This window comes from Cytobacillus kochii, from assembly GCF_020171845.1.
GTDB lineage: Bacteria > Bacillota > Bacilli > Bacillales > Cytobacillaceae > Cytobacillus > Cytobacillus kochii.
Map to the genome: position 1 here is coordinate 40,592 of NZ_JAIVAM010000003.1, position 13,564 is coordinate 54,155.

General features: G+C 37.1%; 15 protein-coding genes. 10 read left to right on the top strand and 5 right to left on the bottom strand.

The features are described 5' to 3' along the window. The first annotated feature begins 105 nt into the window (after positions 1 to 105). The 3 genes from pbp4b (at position 106) to argH (ending at position 4,346) form a co-directional block, all read left to right on the top strand. Positions 106 to 1,449: a penicillin binding protein PBP4B gene (pbp4b, locus tag LCM23_RS03700; protein ID WP_224935764.1), complete on the top strand. Its 1,344-nt coding sequence runs from the start codon at positions 106 to 108 to the stop codon at positions 1,447 to 1,449. A gap of 303 nt (positions 1,450 to 1,752) precedes the next feature. Beyond that, on the top strand, positions 1,753 to 2,961 hold the full coding sequence (locus LCM23_RS03705) for an argininosuccinate synthase (RefSeq protein WP_095372287.1): 1,209 nt from the start codon (positions 1,753 to 1,755) through the stop codon (positions 2,959 to 2,961). Beyond that, entirely contained in the window at positions 2,958 to 4,346 is a 1,389-nt protein-coding gene (argH, locus tag LCM23_RS03710) for an argininosuccinate lyase (RefSeq protein ID WP_224935765.1), read from the top strand. Before LCM23_RS03705 ends, argH begins: the two co-directional genes overlap by 4 nt. A gap of 25 nt (positions 4,347 to 4,371) precedes the next feature. On the opposite strand, the gene LCM23_RS03715 is transcribed toward argH, so the two are convergent. Continuing rightward, positions 4,372 to 4,860 (bottom strand): universal stress protein, encoded by a 489-nt coding sequence (locus LCM23_RS03715; RefSeq protein ID WP_224935766.1) that lies wholly within the window; start codon positions 4,858 to 4,860, stop codon positions 4,372 to 4,374. 107 nt (positions 4,861 to 4,967) lie between these two features. On the opposite strand from LCM23_RS03715, the gene LCM23_RS03720 reads away from it, so the two are divergent. The 3 genes from LCM23_RS03720 (at position 4,968) to panF (ending at position 7,113) form a co-directional block, all read left to right on the top strand. Further along, positions 4,968 to 5,120: a hypothetical protein gene (locus LCM23_RS03720; protein WP_157733921.1), complete on the top strand. Its 153-nt coding sequence runs from the start codon at positions 4,968 to 4,970 to the stop codon at positions 5,118 to 5,120. 254 nt (positions 5,121 to 5,374) lie between these two features. Beyond that, a complete protein-coding gene (locus LCM23_RS03725) occupies positions 5,375 to 5,644 on the top strand; it encodes a YhdT family protein (RefSeq protein ID WP_224935767.1) in 270 nt (89 codons plus the stop codon). Next, positions 5,641 to 7,113 carry a sodium/pantothenate symporter gene (panF, locus tag LCM23_RS03730; RefSeq protein ID WP_224935768.1) on the top strand — a complete coding sequence of 491 codons (1,473 nt, stop codon included), beginning with the start codon at positions 5,641 to 5,643 and terminating at the stop codon, positions 7,111 to 7,113. The genes LCM23_RS03725 and panF overlap by 4 nt, the downstream gene beginning before the upstream one ends. Positions 7,114 to 7,258: 145 nt before the next feature. On the opposite strand, the gene LCM23_RS03735 is transcribed toward panF, so the two are convergent. After that, a complete protein-coding gene (locus LCM23_RS03735) occupies positions 7,259 to 8,356 on the bottom strand; it encodes a M24 family metallopeptidase (RefSeq protein ID WP_224935769.1) in 1,098 nt (365 codons plus the stop codon). Positions 8,357 to 8,526: 170 nt separating this feature from the next. Here LCM23_RS03735 and LCM23_RS03740 point away from each other — a divergent pair, with 170 nt between their 5' ends. The 3 genes from LCM23_RS03740 to LCM23_RS03750 all read left to right on the top strand — a co-directional run bounded on the left by LCM23_RS03740 (position 8,527) and on the right by LCM23_RS03750 (position 11,136). Next, the gene (locus LCM23_RS03740) at positions 8,527 to 9,207 is read left to right on the top strand and encodes a metal-dependent hydrolase (RefSeq protein WP_224935770.1); all 681 of its coding nucleotides are present in this window, start codon (positions 8,527 to 8,529) and stop codon (positions 9,205 to 9,207) included. A gap of 287 nt (positions 9,208 to 9,494) precedes the next feature. Beyond that, positions 9,495 to 9,743, top strand: coding sequence for a hypothetical protein (locus LCM23_RS03745; RefSeq protein ID WP_224935771.1), 249 nt, complete (start codon positions 9,495 to 9,497; stop codon positions 9,741 to 9,743). Between the two features lie 76 nt (positions 9,744 to 9,819). Next, positions 9,820 to 11,136 (top strand): CBS domain-containing protein, encoded by a 1,317-nt coding sequence (locus LCM23_RS03750; RefSeq protein WP_224935772.1) that lies wholly within the window; start codon positions 9,820 to 9,822, stop codon positions 11,134 to 11,136. Positions 11,137 to 11,249: 113 nt separating this feature from the next. Here the strand turns inward: LCM23_RS03750 and LCM23_RS03755 are convergent, their stop codons facing one another. Continuing rightward, positions 11,250 to 11,561: a YtpI family protein gene (locus tag LCM23_RS03755; protein ID WP_095372295.1), complete on the bottom strand. Its 312-nt coding sequence runs from the start codon at positions 11,559 to 11,561 to the stop codon at positions 11,250 to 11,252. Positions 11,562 to 11,693: 132 nt separating this feature from the next. Between LCM23_RS03755 and LCM23_RS03760 the strand changes: the two genes are divergently transcribed. Beyond that, positions 11,694 to 12,638, top strand: coding sequence for a DHH family phosphoesterase (locus tag LCM23_RS03760; RefSeq protein ID WP_224935773.1), 945 nt, complete (start codon positions 11,694 to 11,696; stop codon positions 12,636 to 12,638). A 21-nt stretch (positions 12,639 to 12,659) separates the two neighbouring features. Here the strand turns inward: LCM23_RS03760 and ytrI are convergent, their stop codons facing one another. Together ytrI and LCM23_RS03770 are read right to left on the bottom strand one after the other, a co-directional pair. Further along, positions 12,660 to 13,166, bottom strand: a complete 507-nt coding sequence (gene ytrI / locus LCM23_RS03765; protein ID WP_095372297.1) for a sporulation membrane protein YtrI — start codon at positions 13,164 to 13,166, stop codon at positions 12,660 to 12,662. After that, complete coding sequence (locus LCM23_RS03770) at positions 13,163 to 13,501, bottom strand: YtrH family sporulation protein (RefSeq protein WP_095372298.1); 339 nt, start codon at positions 13,499 to 13,501, stop codon at positions 13,163 to 13,165. The genes ytrI and LCM23_RS03770 overlap by 4 nt, the downstream gene beginning before the upstream one ends. Positions 13,502 to 13,564: the final 63 nt, after the last annotated feature.

Genomic DNA, 13,564 nt, shown 5'->3' on the forward strand with positions numbered 1-13,564 from the left:
ATTTATAAGTGTATCTTCTTTTTCAAATCATAGCTATATACCCTTCCGTTTGCTTGGCCAAGTGAATATAGTAAAGTAATTATAATGAGAAAGGAATGGCAAATTTTGAAAAATATCGTTTGGATTCTTCTATTTATTCTGCTTTGCCTTTCTCCATCCCCTCCTAATGCTAAATCGAATACAAACACCATGCAAGCAAAAAAAAACTATTTTACACAATTACAAAAAGGGCTGCCCGAAGATGTGGGTATCAGTAGTGAGCGTTTAAAAGTCGTTGATGAATGTATAACAACGGAAATATCGCGTGGTTTTCCTGGTGCTGTTTTAGTAATCATTAAGGATGGAAAAATCATTAAGGATTCAGCGTATGGATTCGCCAAACGATATGATGGGCATTCCGAATTGTCGCAACCAATAAAAATGAAAACAACAACGATTTTTGACCTCGCATCAAATACAAAAATGTTCAGTACAAATTTTGCTATGCAACAGTTAGTTTCCCAAGGGAAGGTTGACTTAAAGCAATCTGTCCAATATTATTTACCAGCATTTAAAGATCGTGATAACGATGAGATAAAAGGAAAAGCAAAGATAACAGTAACCGATCTGTTGCAGCATACTGCTGGACTACCGAGCAGTATACACTATCACGATCCAAAAAAAGCGGGCGTGTTATATTCTCAAGATAGAGAGTTAACTAAAAAGATGGTCATAGCTACACCACTGAAGCATCCGCCCCACACAGCACAAATATATAGTGATATTGATTATATGTTATTAGGGATGATTATTGAAGAAGTGACGGGTGTATCATTAGACGATTATGTTGAAAAGGAAATATATAAACCCCTTGGCCTTAGTCATACTAAGTATAATCCTTTACAAAAAGGAGAAAGCCAAAATGAATTTGCCGCAACTGAGTTATTTGGTAATACAAGAGATGGTGCCATTTCCTTTCCCTATATAAGGAAGCATACATTACAAGGCGAAGTCCATGATGAAAAGGCGTTTTATAGCATGGCGGGTGTATCAGGACATGCTGGCCTATTTTCTACTGGTAGGGAAATGGCTGTATTATTACAAGTGATGTTAAATGGAGGTGGCTACGGGAATATTGAACTTTTTAATCAGTCAACCATCAATCAGTTTACAACCCCTTCGTCCCCTGACTCTTCTTTTGCATTAGGTTGGAGGATAAATAGTGACGATCATATGCATCAATTCTTTAGTGAAAGTGCACCGAGCACTGCCATTGGTCATACAGGTTGGACAGGAACGATGACTGTTATTGATAAGGAAAATCAACTTGGCATATGTTTACTAACAAATAAAAGACATTCACATGTAATTAATCCTTATAAGAATCCAAATGTTTTTGCGGGAGATCAGTCAGTTATTAGTAATTATGGGAAGGTAATAGACCTTATTTATAAGGCGATAATCTCTTAGCAATCATTGCTATAAATAATAAAAACAAGAGTAAGGAAACTAAGATAAAAGCCAATAAGGTTTTTATCTTTTTTTATAATGATTTGCAATATATGCTGTAAATTTTGCTCTTCTCTACACTTTCACTTGTTTCGGTTGGACGGATATTTATGTGGATTTATGCATTTGTGGATATTTTATAGAAATTGTAGATAACCTATTGCAATTTTAGGGAAAGGTTGTTAAAGTATTAACATAATCAGTTGAATAAAAATATAAGTTATTGAATATTTATACGTATCCACTTCAAGGAGGAAATAAAAAATGTCAAATCCAAAAGTTGTTCTTGCCTATTCAGGCGGTTTAGATACTTCAGTTGCAATTAAATGGTTAGGAGATCAAGGTTACGCTGTTGTTGCTTGTTGTTTAGATGTTGGTGAAGGAAAAGACCTTGATTTCGTAAAAGAAAAAGCACTTCAGGTTGGTGCGGTTGCTTCTTACGTGATTGATGCAAGAGAGGAATTCGCACAAGAGTTTGCCCTTGTAGCCTTACAAGCACATGCATTATATGAAAATAAATATCCATTAGTATCAGCGCTTTCTCGTCCGTTGATTGCAAAAAAATTAGTGGAAGTAGCTGAAAAAGAAGGTGCGGTTGCAGTTGCACACGGATGTACCGGTAAAGGGAATGATCAGGTCCGTTTTGAAGTGGCTATTGCGGGATTAAATCCTGACTTAGAAGTATTGGCACCAGTGCGTGATTGGAAATGGTCTCGTGAAGAAGAAATTGCTTATGCAAAAGAAAATGGTATTCCTGTACCGATTCAATTAGATTCTCCATATTCTATTGATCAGAACTTATGGGGGAGAAGTAATGAGTGCGGAATTCTAGAAGATCCTTGGGCTGCACCACCAGAAGATGCATATGATTTAACAAATAGTCTTGAAAATACGCCAGATACACCAGAAATCATTGAGATCGGTTTTGAGGAAGGCGTACCTGTGACATTAAATGGGAAATCATATATGCTTTCTCAGCTAATTACAGAGTTAAATTACATTGCTGGAAAACATGGTGTGGGACGTATTGACCATGTTGAGAACCGTTTAGTAGGGATTAAATCTCGTGAAATTTATGAAGTGCCAGGTGCTACTACTTTAATGAAAGCACATAAAGAGCTGGAAGATTTAACACTTGTGAAAGAATTAGCGCATTTTAAACCAATTATTGAGAAGCAGGTTGCTGAATTAATCTATAACGGACTTTGGTTCTCTCAATTAAGAACAGCACTCCAAGCATTCTTAAAAGAGTCGCAAAAATACGTAACAGGGACAGTAAGAGTGAAATTATTTAAAGGCCATGCGATTGTTGAAGGAAGAAAGTCTCCTTATACTCTATATGATGAAAAACTTGCCACATACACTTCTGATGATGAATTTGATCATAACGCAGCGATCGGTTTCATTAAATTATGGGGTCTACCAACAAAAGTACAAAGTGCGGTGCAAGGCAACAAGAAGGTGACAGTGTGAAAAAGCTTTGGGGAGGCAGATTCACCAAATCTGCTGAAGAATGGGTCGATGAATTTGGCGCATCCATCTCCTTTGATCAGGAGCTAGTACAAGAAGATTTGCAAGGAAGCATTGCTCATGTAACAATGCTTTCTGCAAATGGTATTATTAGCAAAGAGGATGCTGAAAAAATTAAATCTGGCTTGCAAACATTACAAGAAAAAGCTGCTAATGAAGAAATTGAGTATTCAGTTAAACTTGAAGATATTCACCTTAACTTAGAAAGTGCATTAACTGAACTTGTCGGTCCTGTAGGCGGAAAGCTACATACAGCTCGTAGCCGAAATGATCAAGTTGCTACTGATATGCATTTATATTTAAAGAAGCAGGTTCAAACCATTATTATGCTTGTTGAAGAGCTGCAACATGCATTACTTACACAAGCGGAAGCGAACGTTGAAACGGTGATGCCAGGATATACACATTTACAGAGAGCACAACCGATTTCATTTGCTCATCACCTAATGGCATACTTCTGGATGCTTGATCGTGATAAACAACGTTATCAAGAAAGCCTCAAACGCATTAACATTTCTCCACTTGGAGCTGGTGCATTGGCTGGAACGACTTTTCCGATTGATCGCTATCAAACAGCCGAATTGCTTGGTTTTGAAGGGATTTATGAAAACAGCTTAGATGCTGTGAGTGATCGTGATTTTATTTTGGAATTCTTATCTTCAAGTTCAACACTGATGATGCATCTATCTCGATTAAGTGAAGAATTGATTCTCTGGTCAAGTCAAGAATTTCAATTCATTGAATTAGATGATAGTTTCGCAACAGGAAGCAGTATTATGCCGCAAAAGAAGAACCCGGATATGGCTGAGTTAATACGCGGTAAAACGGGACGAGTATACGGAAATCTTATGGGGATGTTGACTGTTTTAAAAGGCTTACCACTTGCGTATAACAAAGATATGCAAGAAGATAAGGAAGGCATGTTTGATACTGTCAAAACGGTCGTTGGTTCTCTAAAAATCTTTGTTGGTATGATTGAAACAATGAAGGTGAAGACAACACAAATGGAGAAGGCGACAAAGAATGATTTCTCTAATGCGACTGAACTAGCGGATTATCTTTCAAGTAAAGGTGTACCATTCCGTGAAGCGCATGAAATCGTTGGTAAGCTCGTGCTTACTTGCGTACAAAAAGGTTGTTTCTTAATGGATCTATCACTTGAGGAATACAGAGCTGTTAATGATTTATTTGAAGAGGATATTTATAAGGTGCTTGATCCATATACCGCTGTTGAAAGAAGAAATAGCGCGGGTGGAACAGGCTTCGACCAGGTGAGAATCGCTATAGATAAAGCGAAAGCTAAGTTAAATAAAGAAGAGCATGCCTAAATGCGCATGCTCTTCTTCGCTATTTTTAAGAGTGCTTCTCTGCCGCGTTTGCCTCCCCACTTTTTTGCTTTGCGGATTTATTCGGTCTGACCACAAGTACATCACAAGGTGCGTGGCGTGTAATATATTCTGATACACTACCAATTAAGAAGCGTTCGACAGCATTCAGCCCCGTTGCTCCACATATAATAAGATCGATTGGCTTTGTTTTGGCGATATCTTTGGTAATGATGATTTTGGGAGATCCATATTCGATTATATACTCTACTTTAGTAACGTTTGCTTGAGTACAAACTTCCTTATAACGTGCCATTAAGTTTTCAGCAAATTCTGTAGCTCTAACAGAAGTAGAGTGATCATAAGCTTCAATAGCATTGGTACGAGTATCGACAACATGAGCTAAAATGAGATTGGCACCACTATCCTTCACCATTTCAATTGCTTGATTAAATGCCTCATCTGCTTCTACTGAACCATCTACTGCGACTAAAATGTTTGCATAATGTTTACTCATTTAAATCTCCTCCTTTACCTATTATTATACATACCCTTTTTATGAATAAATGTAGCCATTTTTCAAACAATAATGAGGAAAAAATAATGACAAAGGAGTGAACAATCTTGAAAAAAGAAGAAAGAAATGAATGGAATCAATTGTATGATGAAAATGAAGCAGAACAATCTATTAGCGATTCAATAATGGAGGCATATAACGGTGGTGCAGTTAGTCGCCAACAATTGACGAACGAAACCAATGAAGATGAATTAAGCTAAAGTAATATAAAAGGCGTTTTGTCATATGACAAGCGCCTTTTGAGTTTGTATTCAAAAAAACTTCATAAGAGTAGACAAAAACACCTTTACTGTTAAAATAATTTTGTGATAGATATATTGTCATTACCCCTCTATGTTAATAGATGTAAAAAACGGTTGGTTAAAGGAAGCAATTTATATAGGTCATGTCCATTGATAGCTATTTATATTAGAATAGAACGATAGGGGAAAGTTTAAATAAGGGGGAGAAGAAGATGGAGCAAAAAAAGCTTGATCCAAGATATAAAGTTGCTAATCGGGAAGCACTTATCGGTGTCGGTATTGCGATGATCAACTTTTTCATATGGTATTCTTTTGCCTACGGCTTAGGTAGTAAGCCTGTTGAAGAGTATCAATTTATCTTTGGATTACCTTCGTGGTTTTTCTATAGCTGCGTGTTAGGTTTTCTAATTATTACAGTCATTGTTTGGTTGGTTGTTAAGTTCTTGTTCTCTGATGTACCTTTTGAGGAGGAAGAACAATGAATTGGGGAGTAGCTATACCATTAATTATTTTTTTATGTTCACTATTCTTTTTTGGGATTTATGCAACAAAATATTTAAAGCATGGACCTGATTTTTTACAAGAATATTTTCTAGGTGGAAGAAATCTTGGTGGCTTATTATTGGCGATGACGATGGTGGCTACATATGGGAGTGCGTCAAGCTTCATCGGTGGACCTGGAATTGCTTATAATATGGGTCTTGGCTGGGTGTTATTGTCCATGTCACAGGTGGTAACAGGCTACTTTACACTTGCTATCTTAGGTAAAAAGTTTGCCATTATCTCTAGGAAGACAAAAGCGGTTACTTTAAATGATTTCTTAAGAGAACGCTATCAAAGTAAATGGGTAGTCATCATATCGTCAATTTGTATAGTTGTTTTCTTATTCGCTTCTATGTCTGCGCAGTGGATTGGTGGTGGCCGATTATTAGAATCATTTATGGGATTGTCGTATCAATCAGCACTTTTAATTTTTACATTATCTGTTCTTATTTTTGTTGTGATTGGTGGTTTTCGTGCAGTTGCCATCACTGATACAGTTCTCGGTATGATCATGATAATTGGTACAATTATTATTTTAGTAGGAACAATCATCGCTGGTGGTGGAGTACCGAATATTATCGAGAAATTAACAGTAGAAAATCCTAACTTGATTACACCCTTTGGTGCGGACGGTTCACTAACGCCTTTATACGTATCCAGTTTTTGGCTTCTGGTTGGTGTTGGTGTTGTTGGTTTGCCCCAAATTGCTGTCAGAGCAATGTCTTACAAAAACGCAAAGGCAATGCATACGGCGATGATTATCGGTACACTTGTTACAGGCGCTATTATGCTAGGTATGCATCTTACAGGTGTATTTGCACGAGTGGTGATTCCTGGAATTGAAGTAGGGGATACGGTGATGCCGCAATTGACACTAACCATTTTACCTTCATGGTTAGCTGGAATTGTGTTGGCAGCTCCGATTGCAGCGGTTATCTCAACAGTCAACGCATTGTTACTTCTTGTCAGTTCATCGTTGGTGAAAGATATTTACATAAATTATATTAATAACAAAGCAACAGATCAGTTTATTAAAAAGTTGACGTTATCTGTGACAGCCATCATTGGTATTCTAGTGTATATTGTAAGTATAGAGCCACCTGATCTTCTTATCTGGCTTAATTTATTTGCTTTTGGTGGCTTAGAAGCAGCGTTTATCTGGCCAATTATTATGGGGCTTTATTGGAAAAAAGGAAATGCCTATGGGGCTCTTGCTTCTATGATTACAGGGGTAAGTAGTTATATTATTATTGACCGTTTATTTCCGGACTTATTAGGGGTGCACCCGGTTGTTGTTCCAGTGTTCTTATCTTTCATACTTTATGTAGTTGTTAGTTTGTTCACACAGTATAAAAAACCAATTCAACAACAGCAGATCATCGATAAATTTTGGTATGTTTCAAAGTAGTTATTTTCGAAATGAAGCAAAGTAAAATAAAACCTGAACAAACACAACCTAATGTGTATGTTCAGGTTTATTACTGGATGCCAATCGTCTTTGAAATTACGATATAAAAAAAGACCCCGTCAATAAACTCGGGGTCTTCTCTGTGTTATTTAATGATTTGTAACTCTTTTGGGAATTGTGTTAATGGTATTGCTCCGTCTTTTGTTAGAACAAGATCATCTTCGATACGGACACCGGCAACTCCTGGTACGTAAATACCTGGTTCAATTGTATATACCATGCCTTCTTGTAGAAGCAAATCATTTGTTTCTGTTAATGAAGGATATTCATGGACGGAAATTCCAAGTCCGTGACCGAGACGATGTGGGAAGTAATCGCCATATCCAGCATCTGCAATAATTTTTCTTGCTGCTAAGTCAACCTCTGATGCTTTTGCACCTGGTTTACATGCTGCTATTGCGGCTAATTGTGCTTTGAGCACGGTGTCATAAATTTCTTTTTGTTTCTCATTTATTTCACCATAAGCAACCGTTCTCGTAATGTCTGAACAATAGCCTTTCCAAACAACACCAAGATCAAATAGAACTAGATCGCCTTTTTGAATTTTTGTCATACCTGGTGTACCATGCGGAGATGCTCCGTTTTTACCAGTTAGAACCATTGTTGAAAAGGACATTTCATTAACGCCTTTTTTCTTTAATTCATATTCGATTGTAGCTAAAACTTCCAGTTCTGTCTTTCCTTCAGCTATGGCAGCACAACCTGTTTCAATAGCGAAATCTGCAAGAGCTGTAGCTTCTTTAATAATCGCAAGCTCTTCTTCACTTTTTACCATTCGTAATGTGCGAAGCTTTTCTTCAGCAGATACCATACTTGCATGAGGGTAAAGTTCTTTCACCGCCTCATAACGTTCAACATTCATATGTTCTTTTTCGATGGCTATTTTATTAACTGTTGAAAGACGTGTAACAATGGCATCATTAATCATTGTCCATGGATTTTCAATATCTGTATATCCAATAATATCACCATTCCAACCAGCGTTTTTTGCATCCTCTATTTCCATTTTTGGACAGACAAGGAAAGGGTCAGCATCTTGGAAAACGGCTAATCCTAGTAAACGCTCATTAGGATCACTATGAAAAGAGCTCAAGTAAAATACATTTTCTGTTGATGTAATAAAAGATACATCAATTTTGTTTTCTTTCATCCATGATGATAAAATATCCATTCTTTGCTTCATGGTAGTCCCTCCTGGTCTTTATGTAGTAAGCTATAAGCAAGCGTATCAACTATATATGAAAAAGTAAACTTTTTGAACTGTTTAAATTGAAAGAAATAAGGGAAGAGACAGGATAACTTCATATTGATGTTGAAAAAATTACATAGGAAAAACAGAAAGGAGAATCATTTGTGAAAGTATCATTTCATGGCCATTCTATCGTAAAAGTAAAAACAGAGGATAAAACAATTTTATTTGATCCATTTATTACTGGGAATGAATTAACAGACCTTAAGGTTGAAGAAGAAAAACCGGATGTTATTATCGTAACGCACGGACATGGTGATCATTTAGGAGACACGATTGAACTGGCTAAGAAGAATCAATCGCTAGTGATATGTAATGCAGAACTCTCATATTATTTAGGTTTCCATGGTATTGAAGCACACGGCATGAGTATTGGTGGTGCGTATGATTTTGATTTTGGGAAAGTGAAATTAACTCCAGCTTTACACGGAACAGGGCTCGTAACTGAAGATAACCAAATTGTTTATTTAGGTATGCCGGCTGGTGTCTTACTAACAATTGATGGTAAGACAATCTATCATGCAGGAGACACAGGTTTGTTTTCGGATATGAAATTAATTGGAGAGAGACATCCGATTGATTTAGCATTTATCCCGATTGGTGATAACTTTACAATGGGGCCAGAGGACGCTGCTTATGCTGTAGAGTTGCTGCAACCGAAACAAGTCGTTCCTGTTCATTACAATACATTTCCACCAATTAAACAAGATCCACACGCTTTTGCTAAATTAGTAAAAGGATCTGATGTAAAAGTAATGGAAGCTGGAGAAGTTGTTGAATTATAATAAATTATTGTTGATAGAAACTGAGATAATGCCACAGATGACTGTCTGTGGTATTTTTGATTTCAATTTGTGAACCAACTAGTTACACTTTTTCATGGAAACGTGCGTAAGCTAATACAATTGATTAAACCTCAAACCTCTTTAATATAGTGGGATTAGAATTGAAAAGGCAACTGGGTACATATCAATACTTTTTCACATAATAAATACACTAGTATTGAAGACGATTACTGGTCATGTCCGCTTTCTTCTCTGCATAAATATAGATTATGAGAGGAGAGGATGAGATGAGGAGATATCGTTATATTATTTGTTTATTGCTTGCAGGTGCTATGCTCTTTTACGCAGTCCCTCGATTAGATGTTTATAGCAGTGGTCTTGAGGGTGTTTTTACCATTACTTGGTTAGCATTTGCATTGATAGTTATTGCCGGAAATTTGACAGCCTTATTATATGAGCCGAAATCAAAGGTAAATGTAAGGACAAGGCGAAAAGTGGTTACATCTAACCGCAAACGAATGAGGTCTTATGAATAATATTGCTCGTTCGTTGAACATCACAACTTTTCATTCTATAATAAGGCTATGAAGGATGAAAATAGAGGGTGATGTCTTGGCTACAAAGCATGAACAGATTTTACATTATATTGATGAGTTACCAGTCGGAGAAAAAATTTCCGTTAGACAAATTGCAAAGGCACTATCGGTGAGTGAAGGGACAGCTTACCGTGCCATTAAAGATGCTGAAAATAAAGGGTATGTGAGTACGATTGAAAGAGTCGGTACAATTAGAATAGAAAGAAAGAAGAAAGAAAACTTTGAAAAGCTTACTTACGCAGAAGTTGTCAATATCGTTGATGGACAAGTGCTAGGAGGACGAGCAGGACTCCATAAAACATTGAATAAGTTTGTGATCGGTGCGATGAAGTTAGAAGCAATGATGAGATATACTGGTGCCGGAAACTTATTAATCGTTGGAAACCGTACGAATGCCCATGAACTAGCGTTAAAAGCTGGAGCAGCCGTTCTTATTACAGGTGGTTTTGATACGGAAGAAGACGTGAAGCGGATTGCTGACGAATTAGAGTTACCGGTGATTTCAACAAGCTACGATACTTTTACAGTAGCAACGATGATTAACCGAGCAATATATGATCAGTTAATTAAGAAAGAAATTGTTTTAGTAGAAGACGTACTTACACCTGTTACTCAAACGATTAGCTTGCAAACAACAGATACGATTGAGGAATATTTAAAGCATAATCGAGAGACGAGTCATAGTCGCTTCCCGGTTGTTGATCAACATATGAAGGTTCAAGGAATGGTTACTTCCAAAGATATTATGGGCCATAATACAGATACACCTATTGAAAAGGTCATGACGAAAAACCCGATGACAGTTGGTGGTAAAACAAGTGTGGCTTCTTCTTCACATATGATGGTTTGGGAAGGAATTGAACTCCTCCCAGTTGTTGATCAATCGCATAAGTTAGAGGGAATCATTAGTCGGCAGGATGTGTTAAAAGCGCTTCAAGTCATTCAACGGCAACCACAAGTTGGTGAAACAATTGATGATACGGTGACAAACCAGTTGGTATTAGCGAATGGAAAAACGAAGAATGAAGCGATGTATCGCTGTGAAGTTACACCGCAAATGACGAACCATATTGGTTCCATCTCATACGGTGTTTTCACTACGATAGTGACAGAAGCTGCTAATCGCGTTTTAAGAATGTACAAAAAAGGTGACCTTGTAGTTGAAAATATGACCATATACTTTTTAAAACCAGTTCAAATTGAGAGTATGCTTGATATTTTTCCAAGAGTGCTTGATGTTGGGAGAAAGTTTGGGAAAGTAGATGTAGAAGTCTTCAATGGCGGGGTATTGGTTGGAAAAGCGATGATGATGTGTCAATTAACAGAAAGATAAGCACAAATCGGCTAGTTGATGGATACATCTTCTAATAGTTAGTAAAACATCAACTAGACCGAATTTACTTACTACCTTACAATTGAAGCCACCACAGGTGAAATTGTAAGGTTTTAGTTTTGGTTCGATTTAATCCATTCTGATTCTTCAATCGCACGAGGAAGAAAATATTTATAGGCTTTCATACCAGCCCAAATACTGATTCCGCCAATAATGATAAAAAGAGCAGAGATGACATACGTGATCGTACCGCTATAAAGAAATAGTTGGTTGACACCGAAAAAGAATATAAAGGCACCTAGCGCCATACGTGATTTAGCTGAAATCCATTCTTTTTCTGCAGGACGTCTAGAACGTACGTATTTCACTTTATAGAATACGTACAAAGCAAAAGATAGTGCAATAAAAACTGCAAGTACAAGCATGTACAAACCTCCATAAATGAACATATGTCTTTATTTTAACTTCTATAAGAGGAAATTGCTAGAAGAGAGAGAATAATTATTATAATTGCAAGATGCTTTTCTTTCTTGTGTGTTATTTGAGAGGAGTATACAATGAAGAATAAAATTCTGTCCGCGATCAAAAAGTATGACAAAATCATTATCCATCGTCATATTCGCCCAGATCCAGATGCCTACGGGTCGCAAGGAGGGTTGGCAGAAATAATAAAAGCTTCTTTTCCGCAGAAACAAGTATATACAGTGGGGCAAGAGGACGAAACCCTGCTTTATTTGCGTAAAATGGACAAGATAAGTAATGACGTCTACGAAGGAGCTTTAGTGATTGTTTGTGATACTGCCAATACGGAGCGCATTAGTGATCAACGTTATACAAAGGGTGATCTATTAATAAAGATTGACCACCATCCTAATATGGATCCGTATGGAGATTTGCTTTGGGTAGATACTGAGGCGAGCTCTGTAAGTGAAATGATTTATGAGTTTTTTCTAAATGGTCAAAAGGATGGTTTAATAATGACAGATGAGGCAGCAAGGCTGATTTTCGCTGGCATTGTCGGGGATACAGGACGGTTTATCTATCCAAGTACTACGAATAAAACCTTTGCTTATGCAGGAGAACTAATTAAATATCAGTTCTCAAGGACAGAGCTTTTCGATAGAATGTATGAATTAGCACCCAATCTAATTAAGCTCCAAGGATATATTTTACAACATTTTCATATGCTTGATAGCGGAGCGGCGGTGGTGAAAATGGACAGTAGTTTATTGCAAAAATACGATGCTACACCTGCTGAGGCTTCGGTTCTAGTCGGTGAGCTCGGCCATGTTAAAGAATTGAAGGCATGGGTGTTTTTTATAGAAGAAGAAGATCAAATAAGAGTGCGCTTTAGGTCGAAAGGTCCGATCATTAATCAACTAGCTCGATGCTATAAAGGTGGGGGACATCCATTTGCAGCAGGTGCATCTATATATAGCTGGGATGAAGCTGAAAGAGTGATTTCCGACTTAAATGATTTATGTGAATCATGGACCATTTAATCATTAAAAGAGGTTGGGCAATTAATTTAATAACAGCTCAACCTCCAATACGAGTGTTGTATCTATAATAATGGATTGAATATCAGCTCGGTAGCGCTTCCCATTAATGGGGTGGGTTTTATTCACAATAATGCGTTTTACGAGTTCGATACTTTGTCCGACGCTTTTTATATCTCGCGCCATTAAAATACTGATATCTTCTTTGATCGCATCCTCCGTTTGATAGAGACTGTATTCGTCTAAATTATATTTCTTGAGTGCAGATTGGTCGATTTTAACAACGATCTCTTGGACAGTTAATAATTCTTCGTTTTCTTTATTTAATTTTTTAAATTCCTTCTGCCATATCTCCTTTTCATTTTCTAGTTCCTTAATTTCAGCTTCCTGTGTGTGGATTTCTAAACTATAACGCTCTTGCCATTCACCAAAAATGTAAACGAAAACACACCAACTTAATACGCCTCCGATAGCCATTCCAGCAAAAAAACGTTGCCAAGAAGGTCTGCGATAATAAGGGGGAATTCTCATTTAGGTAAATGCTCCTGAGTTAGCCATATGATGATTTGAGCGCCTGTTTGAGCCCCACCAAAAGCTGATAGAATTAAGAGACATTGTTTGATAATATCTTTCGTTTGCCCATCAAGGACTCCACGCTCAAAACTATAAACCGTATCAAAAGTACCTCCAATAGCAGCGATAATTGCCCAAATTCTAATAGAATTAGATAAATTGAAAATTTCTGTTAAGGGAGGTTTTCCTGTGAAAAACGCGGCAATGCCACCGATGATTGAACCGCCAATCAAAACACCAAGAGCAATAAAGTAACTTTCTAAAAGAGAAGAAAAGAAGGGTTGCTCATTCATTTACATAACCGCCTTTTAGTGATGAATTCTCTCTATTCCATCATATGGACGAACATCAGAAAT

Excerpts from the sequence above, each read along its gene's own strand:
- LCM23_RS03705 (WP_095372287.1), top strand. The coding sequence starts at position 1,753 with ATGTCAAATCCAAAAGTTGTTCTTGCCTATTCAGGCGGTTTAGATACT.
- LCM23_RS03715 (WP_224935766.1), bottom strand. The coding sequence starts at position 4,860 with ATGAGTAAACATTATGCAAACATTTTAGTCGCAGTAGATGGTTCAGTA.
- LCM23_RS03725 (WP_224935767.1), top strand. The coding sequence starts at position 5,375 with ATGGAGCAAAAAAAGCTTGATCCAAGATATAAAGTTGCTAATCGGGAA.
- panF (WP_224935768.1), top strand. The coding sequence starts at position 5,641 with ATGAATTGGGGAGTAGCTATACCATTAATTATTTTTTTATGTTCACTA.
- LCM23_RS03735 (WP_224935769.1), bottom strand. The coding sequence starts at position 8,356 with ATGAAGCAAAGAATGGATATTTTATCATCATGGATGAAAGAAAACAAA.
- LCM23_RS03745 (WP_224935771.1), top strand. The coding sequence starts at position 9,495 with ATGAGGAGATATCGTTATATTATTTGTTTATTGCTTGCAGGTGCTATG.
- LCM23_RS03755 (WP_095372295.1), bottom strand. The coding sequence starts at position 11,561 with ATGCTTGTACTTGCAGTTTTTATTGCACTATCTTTTGCTTTGTACGTA.
- LCM23_RS03760 (WP_224935773.1), top strand. The coding sequence starts at position 11,694 with ATGAAGAATAAAATTCTGTCCGCGATCAAAAAGTATGACAAAATCATT.
- ytrI (WP_095372297.1), bottom strand. The coding sequence starts at position 13,166 with ATGAGAATTCCCCCTTATTATCGCAGACCTTCTTGGCAACGTTTTTTT.
- LCM23_RS03770 (WP_095372298.1), bottom strand. The coding sequence starts at position 13,501 with ATGAATGAGCAACCCTTCTTTTCTTCTCTTTTAGAAAGTTACTTTATT.